General features: G+C 69.8%; 11 protein-coding genes. 4 read left to right on the forward strand and 7 right to left on the reverse strand.

From position 1 onward, the window contains the following. Window positions 1-64: 64 nt before the first annotated feature. Window positions 65-1,135, forward strand: a complete 1,071-nt coding sequence (locus tag POL72_RS01440) for a CAP domain-containing protein (RefSeq protein WP_272093116.1) — start codon at window positions 65-67, stop codon at window positions 1,133-1,135. Further along, on the forward strand, window positions 1,132-2,316 hold the full coding sequence (locus POL72_RS01445; protein WP_272093117.1) for a GspE/PulE family protein: 1,185 nt from the start codon (window positions 1,132-1,134) through the stop codon (window positions 2,314-2,316). The genes POL72_RS01440 and POL72_RS01445 overlap by 4 nt, the downstream gene beginning before the upstream one ends. 44 nt (window positions 2,317-2,360) lie before the next feature. Here the strand turns inward: POL72_RS01445 and POL72_RS01450 are convergent, their stop codons facing one another. The 7 genes from POL72_RS01450 to POL72_RS01480 all read right to left on the reverse strand — a co-directional run bounded on the left by POL72_RS01450 (window position 2,361) and on the right by POL72_RS01480 (window position 12,659). Beyond that, window positions 2,361-3,752, reverse strand: a complete 1,392-nt coding sequence (locus POL72_RS01450) for a GH1 family beta-glucosidase (protein ID WP_272093118.1) — start codon at window positions 3,750-3,752, stop codon at window positions 2,361-2,363. A gap of 18 nt (window positions 3,753-3,770) precedes the next feature. Continuing rightward, window positions 3,771-4,823 carry an ABC transporter ATP-binding protein gene (locus POL72_RS01455; RefSeq protein WP_276596366.1) on the reverse strand — a complete coding sequence of 351 codons (1,053 nt, stop codon included), beginning with the start codon at window positions 4,821-4,823 and terminating at the stop codon, window positions 3,771-3,773. Window positions 4,824-4,831: 8 nt separating this feature from the next. Further along, window positions 4,832-5,791, reverse strand: a complete 960-nt coding sequence (locus tag POL72_RS01460) for an ABC transporter ATP-binding protein (protein ID WP_272093120.1) — start codon at window positions 5,789-5,791, stop codon at window positions 4,832-4,834. Continuing rightward, window positions 5,781-6,737, reverse strand: a complete 957-nt coding sequence (locus POL72_RS01465) for an ABC transporter permease (protein WP_272093121.1) — start codon at window positions 6,735-6,737, stop codon at window positions 5,781-5,783. Before POL72_RS01465 ends, POL72_RS01460 begins: the two co-directional genes overlap by 11 nt. A 21-nt stretch (window positions 6,738-6,758) precedes the next feature. Beyond that, window positions 6,759-7,736 carry an ABC transporter permease gene (locus POL72_RS01470; RefSeq protein WP_272093122.1) on the reverse strand — a complete coding sequence of 326 codons (978 nt, stop codon included), beginning with the start codon at window positions 7,734-7,736 and terminating at the stop codon, window positions 6,759-6,761. A 48-nt stretch (window positions 7,737-7,784) separates the two neighbouring features. Continuing rightward, window positions 7,785-9,500, reverse strand: coding sequence for an ABC transporter substrate-binding protein (locus POL72_RS01475; protein WP_272093124.1), 1,716 nt, complete (start codon window positions 9,498-9,500; stop codon window positions 7,785-7,787). A gap of 753 nt (window positions 9,501-10,253) precedes the next feature. Continuing rightward, window positions 10,254-12,659 carry a right-handed parallel beta-helix repeat-containing protein gene (locus tag POL72_RS01480; RefSeq protein WP_272093125.1) on the reverse strand — a complete coding sequence of 802 codons (2,406 nt, stop codon included), beginning with the start codon at window positions 12,657-12,659 and terminating at the stop codon, window positions 10,254-10,256. Window positions 12,660-13,752: 1,093 nt separating this feature from the next. On the opposite strand from POL72_RS01480, the gene POL72_RS01485 reads away from it, so the two are divergent. Both POL72_RS01485 and POL72_RS01490 read left to right on the forward strand, forming a co-directional pair. Further along, window positions 13,753-14,655 carry a hypothetical protein gene (locus tag POL72_RS01485; protein WP_272093126.1) on the forward strand — a complete coding sequence of 301 codons (903 nt, stop codon included), beginning with the start codon at window positions 13,753-13,755 and terminating at the stop codon, window positions 14,653-14,655. 174 nt (window positions 14,656-14,829) lie between these two features. Further along, entirely contained in the window at window positions 14,830-16,371 is a 1,542-nt protein-coding gene (locus POL72_RS01490) for a Glu/Leu/Phe/Val family dehydrogenase (RefSeq protein WP_272093128.1), read from the forward strand. Window positions 16,372-16,416: the final 45 nt, after the last annotated feature.

Here is a 16,416-nt window from a genome sequence, read left to right on the forward strand (position 1 = left end):
AGGCGCTACGGTCGCAGCGATGCGCGCGATCATCGGAGTCACCAGGGGATGCAGGACAGGAGCGATGGATGGTCAGCGAAGACGCCGGTCCGGAGCGCTCTGGCTCGGGCTCGTCGCCGTGAGCGCCCACGCGCTCGGGTGCGGCGCCAGCGCCGCGAAGGAGCCGGCGGAGGGGCCCTCCGGGGGCACGGCAAGAGAAGGCGCGACGGAGGAGAGCGCGCGCCCCTCGGAGGGCAAGGCCGCCGGCGTGGAGGCCAGCGGCGAGGCCCAGGGCGCCCAGGCCCCGCCCGCGCCGGGCCAGCAGATGACCCGCGCGGAGGCAGGCCGGTACGTGCTCGGCCTCGTGAACCGCGATCGCGCGGCGCACAAGCTGCCGCCCGTCCGGTGGGACGAGACAGCGGCGCGCGCGGGGCGGCGGCACGCCGAGGACATGGTCCGGATCGGCTTCACCGGCCATTGGGGCAGCGACGGCTCGGTCCCGGAGGAGCGCTACACGGCCGCGGGCGGCGACGGGTTCCCGATGGAGAACGCCGGCTGCTTCGCCGACGCGATCCCCCGCGAGCTCGATCCGGATCCGCGCTTCTCCGCGGAGAGCCTCGAGCGCGTGCACCAGGCCTTCATGAACGAGAGGCCCCCGGCCGACGGGCACCGGCGCAACGTGCTCACAGCGTCGCACACGTCGCTCGGGGTCGGGCTGGCCAAGGCGAAGGGGTTCGACATCGCCTGCGTGGCGCAGGAGTTCGTCGACGACTACGGGACGTACCAGCCGCTGCCCAGGCGGGCGAAGATCGGCGAGCGGATCCGGGTGGGCGGCGAGCTCGCCGCGCCGGCGAAGATCGCGGGCGTCGGGATCTCACGGGTCGAGGCGGGGAAGCCGCTCAAGCCGGAGAAGCTGCTCAAGATGGGCGGATACCCGATCCCGCCGCCCTACGCGACGTTCTTCCCGAAGGGCTTCAAGACGCCTATTCCTCTCCAGGTGACCGGCAATCGATTCGACATCCAGGTCCCGCTGGACGACCGCGGGCGGCCCGGGCTCTACGGCGTCAGCGTCTGGGCGACGTTCCCCCCCTCGGATGAGCTCAAGATGGTCTCGCTCCGCACGATCGACGTCGTCGGCAAGGGAGGCGCGCGATGAGCCAGAGCCGCCCCCCCTCGGCGTCCGAGGAGCTCGACGCGGTCAAGGTGCTCGATCACCTGGTCCGCCGCGCGGTCTCGATGGGCGCGAGCGACATCCACGTCGAGCCGAAGCGCGACGGCATCCGCGTGCGCTACCGCGTCGACGGCGTGATGGTGGCGCAGGGGCAGATCCCGATCGAGATCGCGCCGTCGCTCACCTCGCGCGTGAAGGTGCTCGCGCGGATGGACATGACCGAGCGGCGCCTGCCGCAGGACGGCCAGTTCAGCCTGGAGCTCCATGGCCACCCGCTCATCCACCTGCGCGCCTCGACGTTCCCCGCGATCCACGGCGAGACGCTCGTGCTGCGCGTGCTGCTGAGCCACCAGCTCATCGCGCTCGACAAGCTCGGGCTCTCCGAGGGGGACCTGCCGCGGCTCGAGCGCCTCGCCGACAGGCCCTCGGGGCTGATCGTCGTGTGCGGGCCGACCGGGTCCGGCAAGACCTCGACGCTCTACTCGCTGATCAAGGTCATGAAGACGAGCGAGCTGAGCATCGTCACGCTGGAAGATCCGATCGAGGTCGAGTTCGCCGACATCACGCAGGGGCAGACCAACCCGAGGCAGGGCTTCACGTTCGCGACGGGCCTGCGCGCGATCCTGCGGCAGGACCCGGACGTGATCATGGTGGGCGAGATGCGCGATCCCGAGACGGCGCAGATCGCGCTGCAGGCGAGCCTCACGGGGCACCTCGTGCTGTCGACGCTGCACACCTCCGACGCTGTCGACACGGTCGCGCGCCTCGTGGACCTCGGCGCGGAGTCGTGGATCGTGGCGAACGCCCTGCTCGCCGTGATCGCGCAGCGGCTCGTCCGCAAGCTCTGCGAGGAGTGCGCGGAGACGTACGAGCTCGAGACCGCCGTGACGGGCGAAGAGGACAAGGTCCTCATCGAGAAGGGCGCCGAGCTGAAGCGCGCCGTCGGGTGCCAGACGTGCCACATGACGGGCTACCGGGGGCGCATGGGGCTCTTCGAGATGCTGGAGCTCGACGACGACCTGCGGGATCTCGTGAAGGCGCGGGCGGGAAAGCGCGCCTACCGGGACGCCGCGCGCAGGGTAGGGCTCGTGCCGCTCCGCGAGGCCGGGCTCACCAAGGTGAAGGAGGGGAGCACCTCCCTGGACGAGGTGCTCCGCGTGACGTGAGATGGCTGGAGCGGTGCGCCGCGTGATCCGCGGCGCGCCGCCGGTCAGGTCGCCTGCGAGGAGCCGTCGTCGACCGCGTTGGCGGCGATGACGCCCTTGTACCAGAGCGCGCTGTCCTTCGGGATGCGCCGCTGCGTCTCGTAGTCCACCCAGACGATGCCGAACCGCTGCGAATAGCCGCGATCCCACTCGTAGTTGTCCATCAGCGACCACACGAAGTACCCCGCGAGCGGCGCCCCCGCGTCCATCGCGCGCCGCGCGGCGACGAAGTGATCGCGCAGGAACTCGAGCCGCCGCGTGTCCGGGATGCGGCCGTCCTTGTCGGGCTCGGTCGAGTAGGCCGCGCCGTTCTCGGTCACGTAGAGCTTCGGCACGCCGTACTCCACGTGCAGCCGGAGGAGCAGCCGCCGCAGCCCTTCCGGGTAGACCTCCCAGTGCATCTCCGTCTGCTCGGAGAGGGGCGCGACGTGCACCGTCCTCGGCAGGTTCTGCTCCTCGGGCACCTTGCTGCTCCGCAGGACCGCCCGCGAGTAGTAGTTGAGGCCGAGGAAGTCGCACTGCGTGGCGATGATGTCGAGATCGCCCGGCTTGCACACGGTCAGCCCCTCCGGAGGGAGGTAGCCCAGCGCGATGTAGTCCTCGATCATGTCCGCCGGGTAACGCCGGCCGTACAGCGGATCGAGGAACCAGCGGTTGAAATACCCGTCGTAGTGGCGGCACGCGTCGTAGTCGGCGGCGCTCGGCGACGCGGGCATCGCGTAGTTCATGTTCAGCGTGATGCCCACCTCGGCGCCGGGGCAGTTCTGGCGCAGCACGGGCACAGCGAGGCCGTGGGAGAGCAAGAGGTGATGGCTCACCGTCAGGGCCTTCTTGAAATCGCGCCCGCCCGGCGCGTGGATCCCCTTCTCGTAGCTGAGGAACGCCGTGCACCACGGCTCGTTGTGCGTGATCCACTTCTTCACGCGATCGCCGAGCTTCCGCGAGATGACGTCGGCGAACTCCACGAACGCATCCGCCGTCGAGCGGTGCTGCCAGCCCCCGACCTGGTCCTGGAGCACCTGCGGCAGGTCCCAGTGGAAGAGCGTCGCGTACGGCTCGATCCCGGCCGCGAGGAGGCCGTCCACGAGCCGGCTGTAGAAGTCGAGCCCCTTCTGGTTCACCGCGCCCCGGCCGTTCGGGAGGATGCGCGGCCACGCGATCGAGAACCTGTAGGCCATCATGCCCAGGCTCTTCATCAGCGCGATGTCCTCAGGCCACCGGTGGTAGTGGTCGCACGCGATGTCGCCGTTGGTCCCGTCGACGATCTGACCGGGCGTCTTCGCGAAGCGATCCCAGATGGACTCGCTGCGGCCGTCCTCGTTCGTAGCCCCCTCGATCTGATAGGAGGACGTCGCGGTCCCCCAGACGAAATTGTCGGGAAATCTCAGAGACGGCATGTCGGTTCGTGGTTCTCCTTAGAGAGGTCCGGCCTCGACGGAGGCGGGCACCTTGCGATCGTAGAGCGCTGAGGGAGCGATGACGGAGCCGGGCGCGTAGAGGTGGCAGCGGACCCAGTGCCCCGACCCGACGTCGACGGCCCCCGGCATCTGCTCCCGGCACGTGTTCATCACGCTCGGGCAGCGGTCTGCGAAGGGGCAGCCCGGCGGCGGGTTGATGAGCTTCGGCGCCCCGGAGCGGGCCGGGAGCTCGCCGCGGATCGAGCCGTTCGGATCCGGAACCGCCGAGAGCAGGAGCTTGGTGTACGGGTGCGCCGGCTGCTGCATCAGCTCCTCGCTCGGCGCGCCCTCCACGATGTGGCCGGCGTACATCACCATCGTGCGATCCGCGACGTAGCGCGCGCTCGCGATGTCGTGCGTGATGTAGAGGTACGAGATGCCGCGCTCCTCCTTGAGCTTCTCCATCAGGTTCAGGACGCCCATGCGGATCGAGACGTCGAGCATCGAGATCGGCTCGTCCGCGAGGATCACGCTGGGATCCACCGCGAGGGCACGGGCGATCGCCACGCGCTGCCGCTGACCGCCCGACAGCTGGTACGGGAACTTGAGCGCGACCTCCGCGGGGGGATTCAGATCGACCGTCTTGAGCAGCTCGTGCACCTTCTCCCGGAGGATCGCCGGGGTGGGCGCCTTGTTGTGGAGCAGGAGCGGCCGCTCGAGGTGGTAGCCGATGGTGTGCACCGGGTTGAGCGAGCCGAACGGGTCCTGGAAGATCATCTGCACCTGCCCGCGGTAAGCGAGCGAGGCGCGGGTCGGCTCCTCCTTCAGCACGTCGCGACCCTTGAACACGATCTGCCCGCTGCTCGGGGGCATCAGCCGCGCGAGGAGCCGTGCGATCGTGCTCTTGCCGCTGCCCGACTCGCCGACCAGCGCGATGACCTCACGCACTGCCAGCGAGAACGATGCGTCGTGCAGCGCCCGGAGCTGCTGCGCTCGCAGCCCGCCGCCGACAGGGAAGTACTTCCCCAGGCGCACCACGTCGAGGACAGGCGAGACAGAAGGTTGCGTCATCGTCATCGTCAGTAGAGGTGGCAGGCGCCGCGGTGCTCGGGCGCGATTTCACGAAGGACGGGCAGCTCGTTCTGGCAGGTCGCGAAGGCCTGCGGACACCGGGGGTGGAAGCGGCAGCCGGGAGGCGGGTTGCGCATGTCGGGCGGCGAACCCGGGATGCCCTGCAGCCTGCGGCGCGGCCCCCGGACCGAGGGGAACGACCCGAGCAGCCCCTGCGTGTACGGGTGCTTCGGATCGCTGAAGAGGTCCTTGGCGCGAGCGGTCTCCGCGAGCTTGCCCGCGTAGAGGATGGCGATGCGCGTCGAGAACTCGGCGATGAGCGAGAGGTCGTGCGTGATGAAGAGGATCGAGAAGCCGAGGCGCTCCTTGAGCTCGGCGATCTGCTGCAGGATCTCCTTCTGCACGACCACGTCGAGCGCCGTCGTGGGCTCATCCATGATGAGGAACGGCGGCTTGAGCGCCATCGCGATCGCGATCACCACGCGCTGGCGCATGCCGCCCGACAGCTGGTGCGGGTAGCTGTTCAGGCGCGACGAGTCGATGTTCACGAGCTTGAGCAGCGCGGCCGCGCGCTCCATCGCCTGAGCGGGCGTCACGCCGTCGTGCGCGATGATCGGATCCGCGATCTGCTCGCCGATCGTCAGCACCGGGTTGAGCGCGGTCATCGCGCTCTGGAACACCAGCGCCATCTTCCGCCAGCGGAAGGCGCGGAGCTGCTCCTCGTTCATCGCCAGGACGTCCTGCCCGGCGAAGTACACGTGCCCGCCCGTGATGACCGCCGGCGGACGGAGCAGCCGCATGATGGCCATCGCCACCGTCGACTTGCCGCTCCCCGACTCGCCCGCCAGGCCGAGCACCTCGCCCGGGGCGATGTCGAAGGAGACGTTATCGACCGCACACACCGGACCTGTCGGGGTGATGAACTCGACCCGGAGATCCTGAACCGAAAGAAGCGGACTAGGCGCCATGAGTCCTCACCACCGGCGTTGACGAACCCGCCGTGACCTTGCGGCTCCTGAGGAGACGAGACCAGGCTCCCTCCGCGCGGAGCCGCGGATTCGAGATCTCGTCGATCGCGTAATTGATGAGCGTGAGCGCGAACCCGACGAGCGCGACGCACACGCCGGTGGGCACGATGGTCCACCAGGCGCCCGTGAGGAGCGCGGCGTTGTTGCTCGCCCAGTAGAGGTTCGTCCCCCAGGTGACGGCGCTCAGGTCGCCGAGACCGAGGAACTCGAGGCCGACCTGGGCGCCGATGGCGTAGACCGTCGCGCCGATGAAGCCGGACATGAGGAGCGACGTCATGTTCGGCAGGATCTCCACGAAGATGATGCGCGCGCTGCTCTCGCCGCTCACGAGGGCCGCGGACACGAAGTCCTTGTCGCGCAGCGCGAGCACCTGCGAGCGGAGCACACGCGCGTTCCACGCCCAGCCCGTGAGGACGAGGACGAACAGGATCGTCAGCGGCCCGGCCGGCAGGTAGGCCGCGATGACCACGGCCATCGGCAGGCCAGGGATGATCAGGAACACGTTCGTGAGCAGCGAGAGCACGCTGTCGATCCAGCCGCCGAAGTAGCCCCCGGCCATGCCGATCGCCGCGCCGATCGCGATCACGGCGAAGCCCGTGGCGAAGCCGACGGCCAGTGAGGTCCGCGCGCCGACGATCGTCTGCGCGAGCACGTCCTGCCCCTGGCCGTTCGTGCCGAACAGGTGCTCGGCGGAGGGAGCCTCGTGCGGCATGCCCACGAACGCGTGCGGATCTTGGCCCACGATCGAGGGGCCGAGCAGCGAGAGGAGCAGGAAGAAGAGCACAATGAGCGTGCCCGCCATCGCCTTGCGATTCGAGAGGAGCAGGCGGAGCCATCCCGCCGCACGGGAGCCGCCGCCCCCGCTGTTGCCTTGTTGCGCAGCCATCGCTTCTCCTGGACCCAGCCGTCAGCGCCCGCGGGCGCGGGGATCAAGAAACACGTAGATCACGTCGACCAGGAAGTTCGCCCCCAGCACGGCGAACGTGATGGTGAGGAATATCCCCTGCATGAGCGGATAGTCCTGGTTTCGAACCGCCTGGATGAGCAGATAACCTTGCCCCGGATACGAGAAGACGATCTCGGTGAGCAACGAGCCGGCGAGGACGAAGCCGAGCGCCATGCCGAAGCCGGTGACGTTGGGCAGGAGCGCGTTCCTCGCGGCGTAGGTGAACATGACCCGCCACTGCGAGAGCCCCTTGGCCTGGGCCATCGTGATGTACTCCTCGGACAGCACGGTGACCATCGCGCTGCGCATACCGAGCATCCAGCCGCCGATGGTGGCGATGACGATCGACAGGGCGGGCAGGATCATGTGCGAGATCACGCTCCCGATGAACTCCAGGCTCCAGTCGGGCGAGAGCGTGTCGCTGTAGGCGTGGCGCAGCGGGAAGGCCCCGAGCACGAACCCGAGGATGTAGAGCGACACCATCGCGAGCCAGAAGTAGGGGAACGCGCCGAGGAACATCAGGACCGGCGGCATGACCGAGTCGAGCCAGCCGCCCCGCTTCCACGTCGCGATGATCCCGAGCAGCGTCCCCAGGCCGAAGCTGACGATCACGGCGGCGCCCGACAGGAGCAGCGTCCAGCCGAGGCCGGTCGCGATCACCTCCGTCACCTTCGCGGGGAAGTGCGCGACCGACGTGCCGAAATCGCCGACCAGGATGTGGCTCAGGTAGGTGAAGTACTGCTTGTAGAGCGGCTCACCCGTGAACCCGAACGCCTTCCGCAGCGCATCGATCGCCTCCGGCTGCAGCTGCCCCCGGAAGCGCACGAACATGGCCGAGGCTGGATCGCCCGGCATGGCGCGCGGAATAAGGAAGTTCAGGGTGAGCGAGGCCCACGCCGCGATGAAGTACAAGCCCAGCTGTCGCAGAAGGTAACGCACAGAAGCTCTCTCTTTTAACCTGCGCTCCGGATCAGGTCACGCCCAACTTCACTTCGGCTTGAGCTCGGTGAGGACCAGCAGGTACTCGGGCGGGTTGTTGGGCGACAGCTTCGCGTACGGGTTCTCCTTGCTGGGGAACCCCGTGAAGCGGCGTGTGTTGTACTCGCCCCAGGACGGCCCGGGGAACAGCGGGATCGAGGGCGCCGTCTCGGAGAAGATCTCCTGGAGCTGCTCGATGATCTTCTTCTGCTCCGCCGGATCGGTCGCGGCCTCGAACGCCTCGAAGAGGCTGTCGGCCTGCTTGGCGCCGAAGCGGTGCCAGTTGCGCGCCGACGTCTCGCCGACCGGCTTCGCGGTCGCGGTGCCGAGGAGGTCTCGGTAGAAATTGTAGGGGGTCGGCTCCTCGTTCGACCAGCCCATCGACAGGTCGAACGTGCCCTTCTGGAGCGCCTCGAAGAACGCGCTGAAGTCGTACGTCTTCAGCGTGGCCTCGACGCCGATCTGCTTCACCTGCTGCGTGACGATCTGCGCCGCGCGCACCCAGTCGGACCAGCCCGTGACGACGTTGAGATCGAAGCGCAGCGGCTTCCCGTCCTTCACGCGGATGCCGTCCGCTCCCTTGGCATAACCCGCCTCGTCGAGGATCTGGTTCGCCTTGGCCACGTTGAACTTGACCCAGTCGCCCGCCTCGACCGTCTTCTGGCTGCGCCAGCGCTCGTGCGCGTCGCTCAGCGCCGTCGCGTCCGCCGGCCGCGTGTAGTTGTTCATCGCGACCTTGACGATCTGCTCGCGGTCGAGCGACATGCTGATCGCCTTGCGCACCCGCGCGTCATCGAGGGGCTTCTTCGTCGTGTTCGTGTAGACGAACACGGTGCTGCCGACGAGCGGGAACCAGTAGTGGTGATTCGTCGGGTCCTTGCCGACGTAAACCTTCTCGATCTCCGGGACGAAGTTGCCGGCCCAGTCGACCTCGCCGTTCAAGAGCGCCAGGTTCGCCTGATCGTTGCCCGGGTACGCCGGGAAGCGGAGCCCCTTGATCGCCGGCTTGCCCTGCTGCCAGTAGTTCGGGTTCCGGCCGAGCTCGTAGATCTGGTTCTGGAAGGTCTTCACCTCGGTGAAGGGCCCCGTCGCGACCGGGTTCTCGTTCGTGTACGTGACCGGATCCGCCACGTCCTTCCACTTGTGCTCCGGCACGATCGGCTGGTGGCCGAGGAAGACGAGCCCGGGGACGTACGGCCGCGTGAGCGTGAACTCGACCGTGGAGTCGCTCTTCGCCTCAACCGAGGTCAGCCACTTCCAGACGCCTTGCAGATCGAGGGCGACGTGCTTCTTCAGGAGCCCGAAGGTGAAGGCCACGTCCTTCGCCGTGAACGGCTGGCCATCGGACCACTTGACGCCGGGCCGCGTCGTGACGGTGAGCGTCTTGTTCCCGTTGCCCCACTCGTACTTCGATGCGAGCCAGGGGGTGAACTCGCCCTTCATCGTGTTGTAAACGAGGAGCGGCTCGTAGATGCCAGCGACGGTTGGCCAGCGAACGTTGCCTGATGCGAGCAGGGGATTGAAGTTCCGCACCCATGACGCTTGCTGCTCGATCGAGACGGTCAGGAAGGTGTCGGCGGCCGGCGAGGGCTTGCCCGGCGCCGTGCTCGCGCCGCCCGTGGACTCCTTGGTCGGTTCGGTCTTCCCGCACCCCGCTGTGACACCGACCGAAAGCAGCAACGTCGACAACACGAAGGTCCGACGCGGCAACAACCAGTTCCTCATGAGAATGCTCCTCGCGGGGCCCTCGTGGTTACGCCCGAGCGCCCACCGTCCCTCTCCCACTCCTCGATCTCCCTGGAAGCCACCACGCGGCAGAGCGGCTCGCCGGAATTCGACACCGCGACGCAGTGCGCCATACCAGCATCCAGACGTCGGCACCGTAGCCGTTTTCGCACAGCAGTGTCAACGGGGATTCGAGGTCGCTGTCAAGTTCTCGCGCCGCTTACTCAGGCGCGTTTTCAAGGGAGATGTCGTGGCGCGTCATGTCTCGCAGCAGCAACTCCGTCTCACGCTCATGCTCATGGTGTCATCACGCTTCATGAGGAATGATGGCCTAAGCACTGACACTGTTATTTTCTTTGGACGCAGCAAGAAAGTAAGCAGTCACGGACTGCGTCGGTTCAGGCACCTCAGGTGCGCCGCGGTCCACGCGCGTCCGGGGCACGTCTATACAGACGTCCGCGGGCGATTACAAGACCAGAAATTTCCAACTTCGCGCCGGTGACGGGCGGGCACGCTTCCAGGGCGAGCGCGGACACCCCCTGGGCGAACGGCGCGGGAAGGCCGCCTCAGGGAGGCGGGCGCGGGCGGAGCGTCGGGTGCGCTCAGCGTCGTAGTGCGGGCCGCGATTCGACGCCTGATGCGCTGGTCCTCTCCGCCGTGGCCGCGAGTACCACGTATCAGGAAAGGCTCCCTTCGATGTCATCCATGTTTCGCGCGCAGGCGCGGGGGCAGGCGGGCGGACGCGAGCGCGCCTCAAGGGAGCGGGGGAGCGGACGCTGGCACGCGGAGCTCGCTGCCGGAGAGCTCTTCTGCGGTGCAGTCGTCGAGGAACGCGCTCTCCTTATCGTCATCATCGTCATCCCGCTTCAGCTCAGGTTCGGGCGAGCCCTGCACGATCAGCCCGAAGCGGTTGTCCAGGGCGCGAACCCGGGAGAGGCGACCCGAGCTCCGGTCGTACAGGATGCCGGCGCGCGCACAGCCTTCCACCCGCACGTCATCGAGCGCGACGGTGGAGCCGGCGAGCGCGAGGACACCATCGGCGACGAGCTCGTCGCGCCGCCTGCCCCGGGCGGCGCGGGGATCACCGGTCACCCCGTCGACGACGGTCTGCGAGATCTCCGCCTCGGAGGCGAACAGCACGACGCCGGCCGTGCGGCTCCCGCGGACGAGGGACGAGGCGAGCCGGATCTCGTACCCCGCGGCGGCGACGCCGATGCCCGTGCTGTCGTTGTGTGCTTCGTCGTCGTCCTCGCCGGATCCGCGGCCCGCGGTGCCGTCGATCAGGTTCCCGATGATCTCGACCCTGCTGCCGAGGACCTCCGTGCCGGCGAAGACGCCGACGGAGCGGTTGCCGCTCACGACATTGCCCTCGAGCACGGCGGTGGCGCCCCGGTGGATGACGATCCCCTGCCCCACCGGCGCGCGGCGGTCCGGCGCGACATGCCCCTCGACGAGGTTGCCAGTCACGGTCGCCTCGGACCCGTCATATCCCACGAGCAGACCGGTGCCCTCGTTGCTGCGAATGGCATTCGACGCGAGCGTCACTCGGCCCTCCGCCACGGTCAGCCCGGCGCCGTCCCCCCAGCCGCCGTCGGCGACGGTGCCTTCGATGAGGTTGCCGCTGGCGATCAGCTCGGCGGACGAGTCGCCGACGTGAACCCCGGTGCCGCGGTTCCGGACGACCGCGCTGTCGTGGAGGCGCATCGCCGCGCCGCGGGCGACGGCGACGCCGAATCCGCCGAGCAGCGACCCGGTCGGGGCCGCCACCGTGCCCTGCACCAGGCTGCGCGTCATCGTCGCCGCGGTGCCCTCGCCGATGACGGCGACGCCGATCTCCGTGTTGCCGAGGACCACGCTCGAGTCGATCGCGACGCGCGCTCGCCTCGTCGCATACACGCCGACGCCGTAAGGCGGGTCGGAGCTCCCGGGGCTGGTCCCCTCGACGAGGACGCCGGAGAGGGTCGCGGACGAGCTGGCCGCCACGAGGATCCCGGACAGCTGGTTACCGACGACAGCCGTGCTCTCGATCGACGCCTCGGCGCCGTCCTGCACGACGATCCCCTGGCCGTCCGCCGGGTAGCGCCCCGTCGACACGGTCCCCTCGACGAGGCTGCCCACCACGGACGCCGTGGCGCCCGCCTGGAGCGCCGCCACGCCGGCCGCGCGGTTGCCCGTCACGGCGCTCTCCTTCACGAGGAGCGCGCCGCCGGCGTCCGCAAAGGCGCCGATGCCGGCCCACGCGCCGCCGTCGCGCGTCCCCTCGATCCAGCTCTGCGCCACCGAGACGCGGGCGCCATCGCCCGACAGGACGCCGGCGTGCATGGCGTCCTTGATGTGAACGCGCTCGAGCGTCACGGCGCTCGCGCCGGTCGCCACGACGCCGGCGCCGTCTCCGCCGATCTCGATCCCCCGGAGCGTCACCTCCCCTGCGTCGAGCACGGCCACGATCGCGGGAGGACGCGCGGTCGAGCTCACCCCGCGGATCCGCACGCGCGAGGCGCACCGGCCAACGATCTCGAGCGGCTTCGTGACGACGACCGGCTCGTCGTAGGTCCCCTCCCCGAGCGCGATCGTCCCGCCGTCGGCGACGAGCCCGAGCGCCGCCTCGATCGTCGTGACCGGCCTCGCCTCGGATCCGTCGCCGTCCGCGCCGGAGTAGCTCGGATCCACATAGACGTTCCCGGACACGCGCGCGACGCTCCCCCACGGCCCGCGCCCGCAGCCGGCGGGGCCGTCGACCGGCACACACCCCGCTTCCGGCGTCGCGAACGTGCCTGTCGGGCACCTCGCCATGGCCGGCCTGCAGAGCCCGTCGTCGCCCGCGAGCTCCGGAGCGCAGCGCGGGATGCCCGCGGGAATACAGCCCTCATCGAACTTCGGGATCGTCCCCGCGGGGCATTTCGCCATCGATGGATGGCAGAGCCCGTCGTCCTCCACGAACAGCTCGGCGCACCCCTGGATGCCCACCGGCATGCACGCGTCCGCGGGGCCGAGGACGTGCCCGGGCGCGCAGCTCGGCGTCCGCGGCGCGACGCCCTCGCAACCGAGCGGGGCACCGGAGCTCTGCGAGGGGTCGCTGCACGCCGAGACGACCGATAGAAGGGCCGCGATGCTGGCGGCCAGGCAAGACGAACCCGCGCGCGTCGCGCAGAAGCGCATGCAATCCCCTCCTTGGAAAGCGCTGCCTCGCGGGCTCCGCTCCTCGGGCGAACAGCTCTCCAGAGCTCCCGCGGCAGCGCGGATACCGCGCGTAGCCTCCATGAACAGGCGCTCCGAGCGCCCGAGATCGTCGATGAGCCCGCGCCAGGATGACGAGGACGCCGCCTGTGCGCCTGAGCGCCCGAGCGGCGCCGCGCGAACTCCTTTAGCGTAATGAATCCTACAACGGGAGATGCGCTCCTGCCAGGCAAAGGGGTCGTGATCGCGCCGACTTTCCCTTCCCTGCAGCGCCGCGGACGGCTACGCCGCGCCGGGTCTCCCGGCGTGGGCGCGCGCGCCTCGCTGACACCGAGGCTCGCGCGCGCGGCCGAGCGTGTGGGTCAGACGTCTTCTGTCGACCACGTCGAGCCGGCCGAGCGCGGCGCAGGGATGCCTCGCCAAGGCGGCCGCTCCCGCTGCACCGCAGGCTCGCCGTCCGCGGCTGAAGGCGGCGGCCGCGCCGTCGTTCCGGACGACGTGGCGACGCGCGGCGCAGCGCAGAGCGCGGCACAGGCGCGCGACGACGACGAGGTTGCCGCAGGAGGAGCGCCGCACAGGGCCCTTGTCGGCCGAAGTGGGCTGAGCAGGGCGTGACCAGATGGCCGCAAGCGATGAGAACATCGCCGCCGACGAGCGCAGATGTCGAGTCTCCGCAGCCCTTGATTGCAGGGATCGACCAGGTCTTCGGAAATGCGGCTTGCCGAGCGCGATAAAGCCGCAAGTCGGGTCGTCCTCCCCCGTCTCATGCCGTCCCGCCGCGCGCGACGCGCGGGGGCGCCCCGCGATGGACGTCGACATTTGCCTTTCTCCAGCGCTCGAAAGGCTCCCACATCGGCGCTGCGAGGCGGCGTCGGCGCGCGCGGGGCGCGGCGGCTCCCCGGCGCGACGAAACGGGGCAGAACGCTCACCGGGCGTGGATTCAGACAATGCACTTTCGCCGTCGCCGACGCGGCAGGCTCTGCACACGCGCGGTCAGGCACGCAGCCTGCTCTCCACGCCGTTCAACATGCCGGCGCGGGCCCGAGGGCCGTAGCAGGGCATGGAAGGAGGACGGATGGTTCGCTCAATCGATATGAAGATGGCGCACGCGGCGATGCTCTTTTCTGTGTTGATGACCGGGTGCGCGGTCGACGCGGTGGCTCCGCAAGAGGCCGACTCGGACCAGGCTGACGTCGACGTGGCGTCGAGTGAGCAGGCGTTGGAGGCAGACGAAGCGACGGACGAGGAGACGCGGGGCGGCGGCCTGATCGGCGCGCCCGGGGTGCCGGGCAAGACCGATATCGGCCAGGGCCCCATCAAGGGCGGCCCGCTCCAGGGCCCCGGCGGCGTCGGACAGGGCCCCATCAAGGGTGGCCTCGGCGGCCCGCTCCAGGGCCCCGGTGGCCCGTTCCAGGGCCCCGGCGACGTCGGACAGGGCCCCATCAAGGGTGGCCTCGGCGGCCCGTTCCAGGGCCCCGGCGACATCGGCCAGGGCCCCATCAAGGGCGGCCCGCTCCAGGGCCCCGGCGGCGTCGGACAGGGCCCCATCAAGGGCGGCCTCGGCGGCGTCGGACAGGGGCCCGGCGGCCCGCTCCAGGGCCCCGGCGACATCAGCAAGGGCGGCCTCGGCGGCCCGCTCCAGGGCCCCGGCGACATCAGCAAGGGCGGCCTCGGCGGCCCGCTCCAGGGCCCCGGCGGCCCGCTCCAGGGCCCCGGCGGCCCCGTTGGTCAGGTCGGGCAGATGCCCGGCGGCCCGGTCGGGCAGACGGGCGGGATCCCCGGCCTCGGCGGGCCGTTCGGCGGCTACCCGGGGGGCCTGGGCGGCTACCCGGGGGGCATGGGCGGCTTCGGGTGGCCGCTCGGCATGGGCGGCTATCCGTACGGCGGCTTCGGCTTCCCCGGCGGCTTCGGCGCGCCGCTCGGTGGCTTCGGCGGCGGTGGGTGCTGCGGCGGCGGTGGTCTCGCTGGCTTTCCCTGACGTCGTTCCCTGGGCGCGACGGCCACGCTGCCGCCGCGAGCCGTGGTGAATCGATACGAGGATCCGCCCGAACCTGCGGGGAGAGTCACACCAGCTCCCCGCGAGGCGGGCGGCCCGCCCGTCGACCCCGCGAAACGTTGGACCCCCGCCGCGCGGTCGAGGCAGCATACGGGGATGGAAGACGCCCCCCTCCTAGAGCGCGAACCGGAGACCAACATCTTCGGCGAATCCATGGCGGTGTTTCACACCGCCGCGGACCTCATCGGCCTGGCTCCCCGCATCCGGCTGGAGCTCGAGCAGCCCGACTACGAGCACATCTTCTACATCACCACGCAGCTCCAGGACCGCCTCGTCCCCTTCCGCGGAGAGGCGGCCGCCGCCTACGAGCGGCTCCCTGCGTCGGTGATCCCGAACCGGGCCGCGATCACCCCGCTCTTCAACGGCAAGCTCATCCTCCGCCCCGAGGCGCTCCGGAGCGGCTCGATCCACGTGCAGGACGGAGCGATCCGCCTCGGCGACCAGGGACTTTACCGCATCCAGCCCGGCGCGTTCGTGCGCTTCAAGGCCTATCGCGTCCAGCACAACCAGGCGCGAGGGCCTTACAAGGGCGGGCTGCGCTTCCACAAGGCCGTGTCGCTCGACCTGTTCAACGCGCTCGCCGCCGAGATGACCTGGAAGACGGCCATCGCCGATGTCCCGTTCGGCGGCGCCAAGGGGGGTATTCGCATGGATCCGCGCGAGCACAGCAAGGAGGAGCTCGAGGCGATCTCGCTCCGGTACATGTACCGGCTGAAGCAGCTCGTCGGGCCCAACGTGGACATCCCCGCGCCGGACGTGGGCACGAACGCCGAGGTGATGGCGTGGCTCCTGCGCCAGTACAGCGACGGCGAGCGCGAGCGGGTCAATCACCGCGGCGTCGTCACGGGCAAGGACGTGCGCATCGGCGGCTCCGAGGGGCGCGTCAAGGCGACCGGGCAGGGGCTCGCGTACTGCATCGAGGAGTGGTACGCGCAGCGCGGCGCCTCCCTCGCGGGGGCGCGCTTCATCGTGCAGGGCTTCGGCAATGTCGGCTCCGCCGCCGCCGAGATCCTGTGCCGGATGGGCGCGCGGTGCGTGGCGGTGCAGGACGCCGACGGCGCGATCTACGACCCGAACGGCGTCGACGTCGGCGCGCTGATGACCCACGTCAACGAGAACCCGCAGAACCTCCGGCGGTCGGTCGCCGGCTACAGCGGCGCCCAGGCGATCGCGCGGGACGATTTCTGGAGCGTGGACGCGGACATCTGCATCCCGGCCGCGCTCGGCGACGCCATCACCGGCGAGGTGGCCGAGCGGCTCAAGGCGAAGCTCGTGGCCGAGGGCGCCAACCGGCCGACCACGACCGAGGGCGACAAGGTGCTCGCGGAGCGCGGCATCAGCGTCATCCCCGACATCATCGGCAACGCGGGGGGCGTGACCGTCTCCTATTACGAATGGGTCCAGAACAAGCGCATGGAGCACTGGACCGAGGGCGAGGTGAACGCGCGGCTGGAGCGCGCCATCAAGAGCAACTACCGCCTGATCTGCGACATCGCGGAGGACCGGCCGCGCCGCTCGGAAGATCACGACTCGACCAGGCTCGTCATGGGCAAGCGCCTGCCGATGCGGCTCGCCGCGATGGTGCTCGCGCTCAAGCGGATCGAGGCGCACTACATGCTGGAAGGGTTCTCCCAATGAGCTCGGCGAAATGACGAGAGCGGCGCGCGTCGGGCGCTCGATCGG

Source organism: Sorangium aterium, from assembly GCF_028368935.1.
Lineage (GTDB): Bacteria > Myxococcota_A > Polyangia > Polyangiales > Polyangiaceae > Sorangium > Sorangium atrum.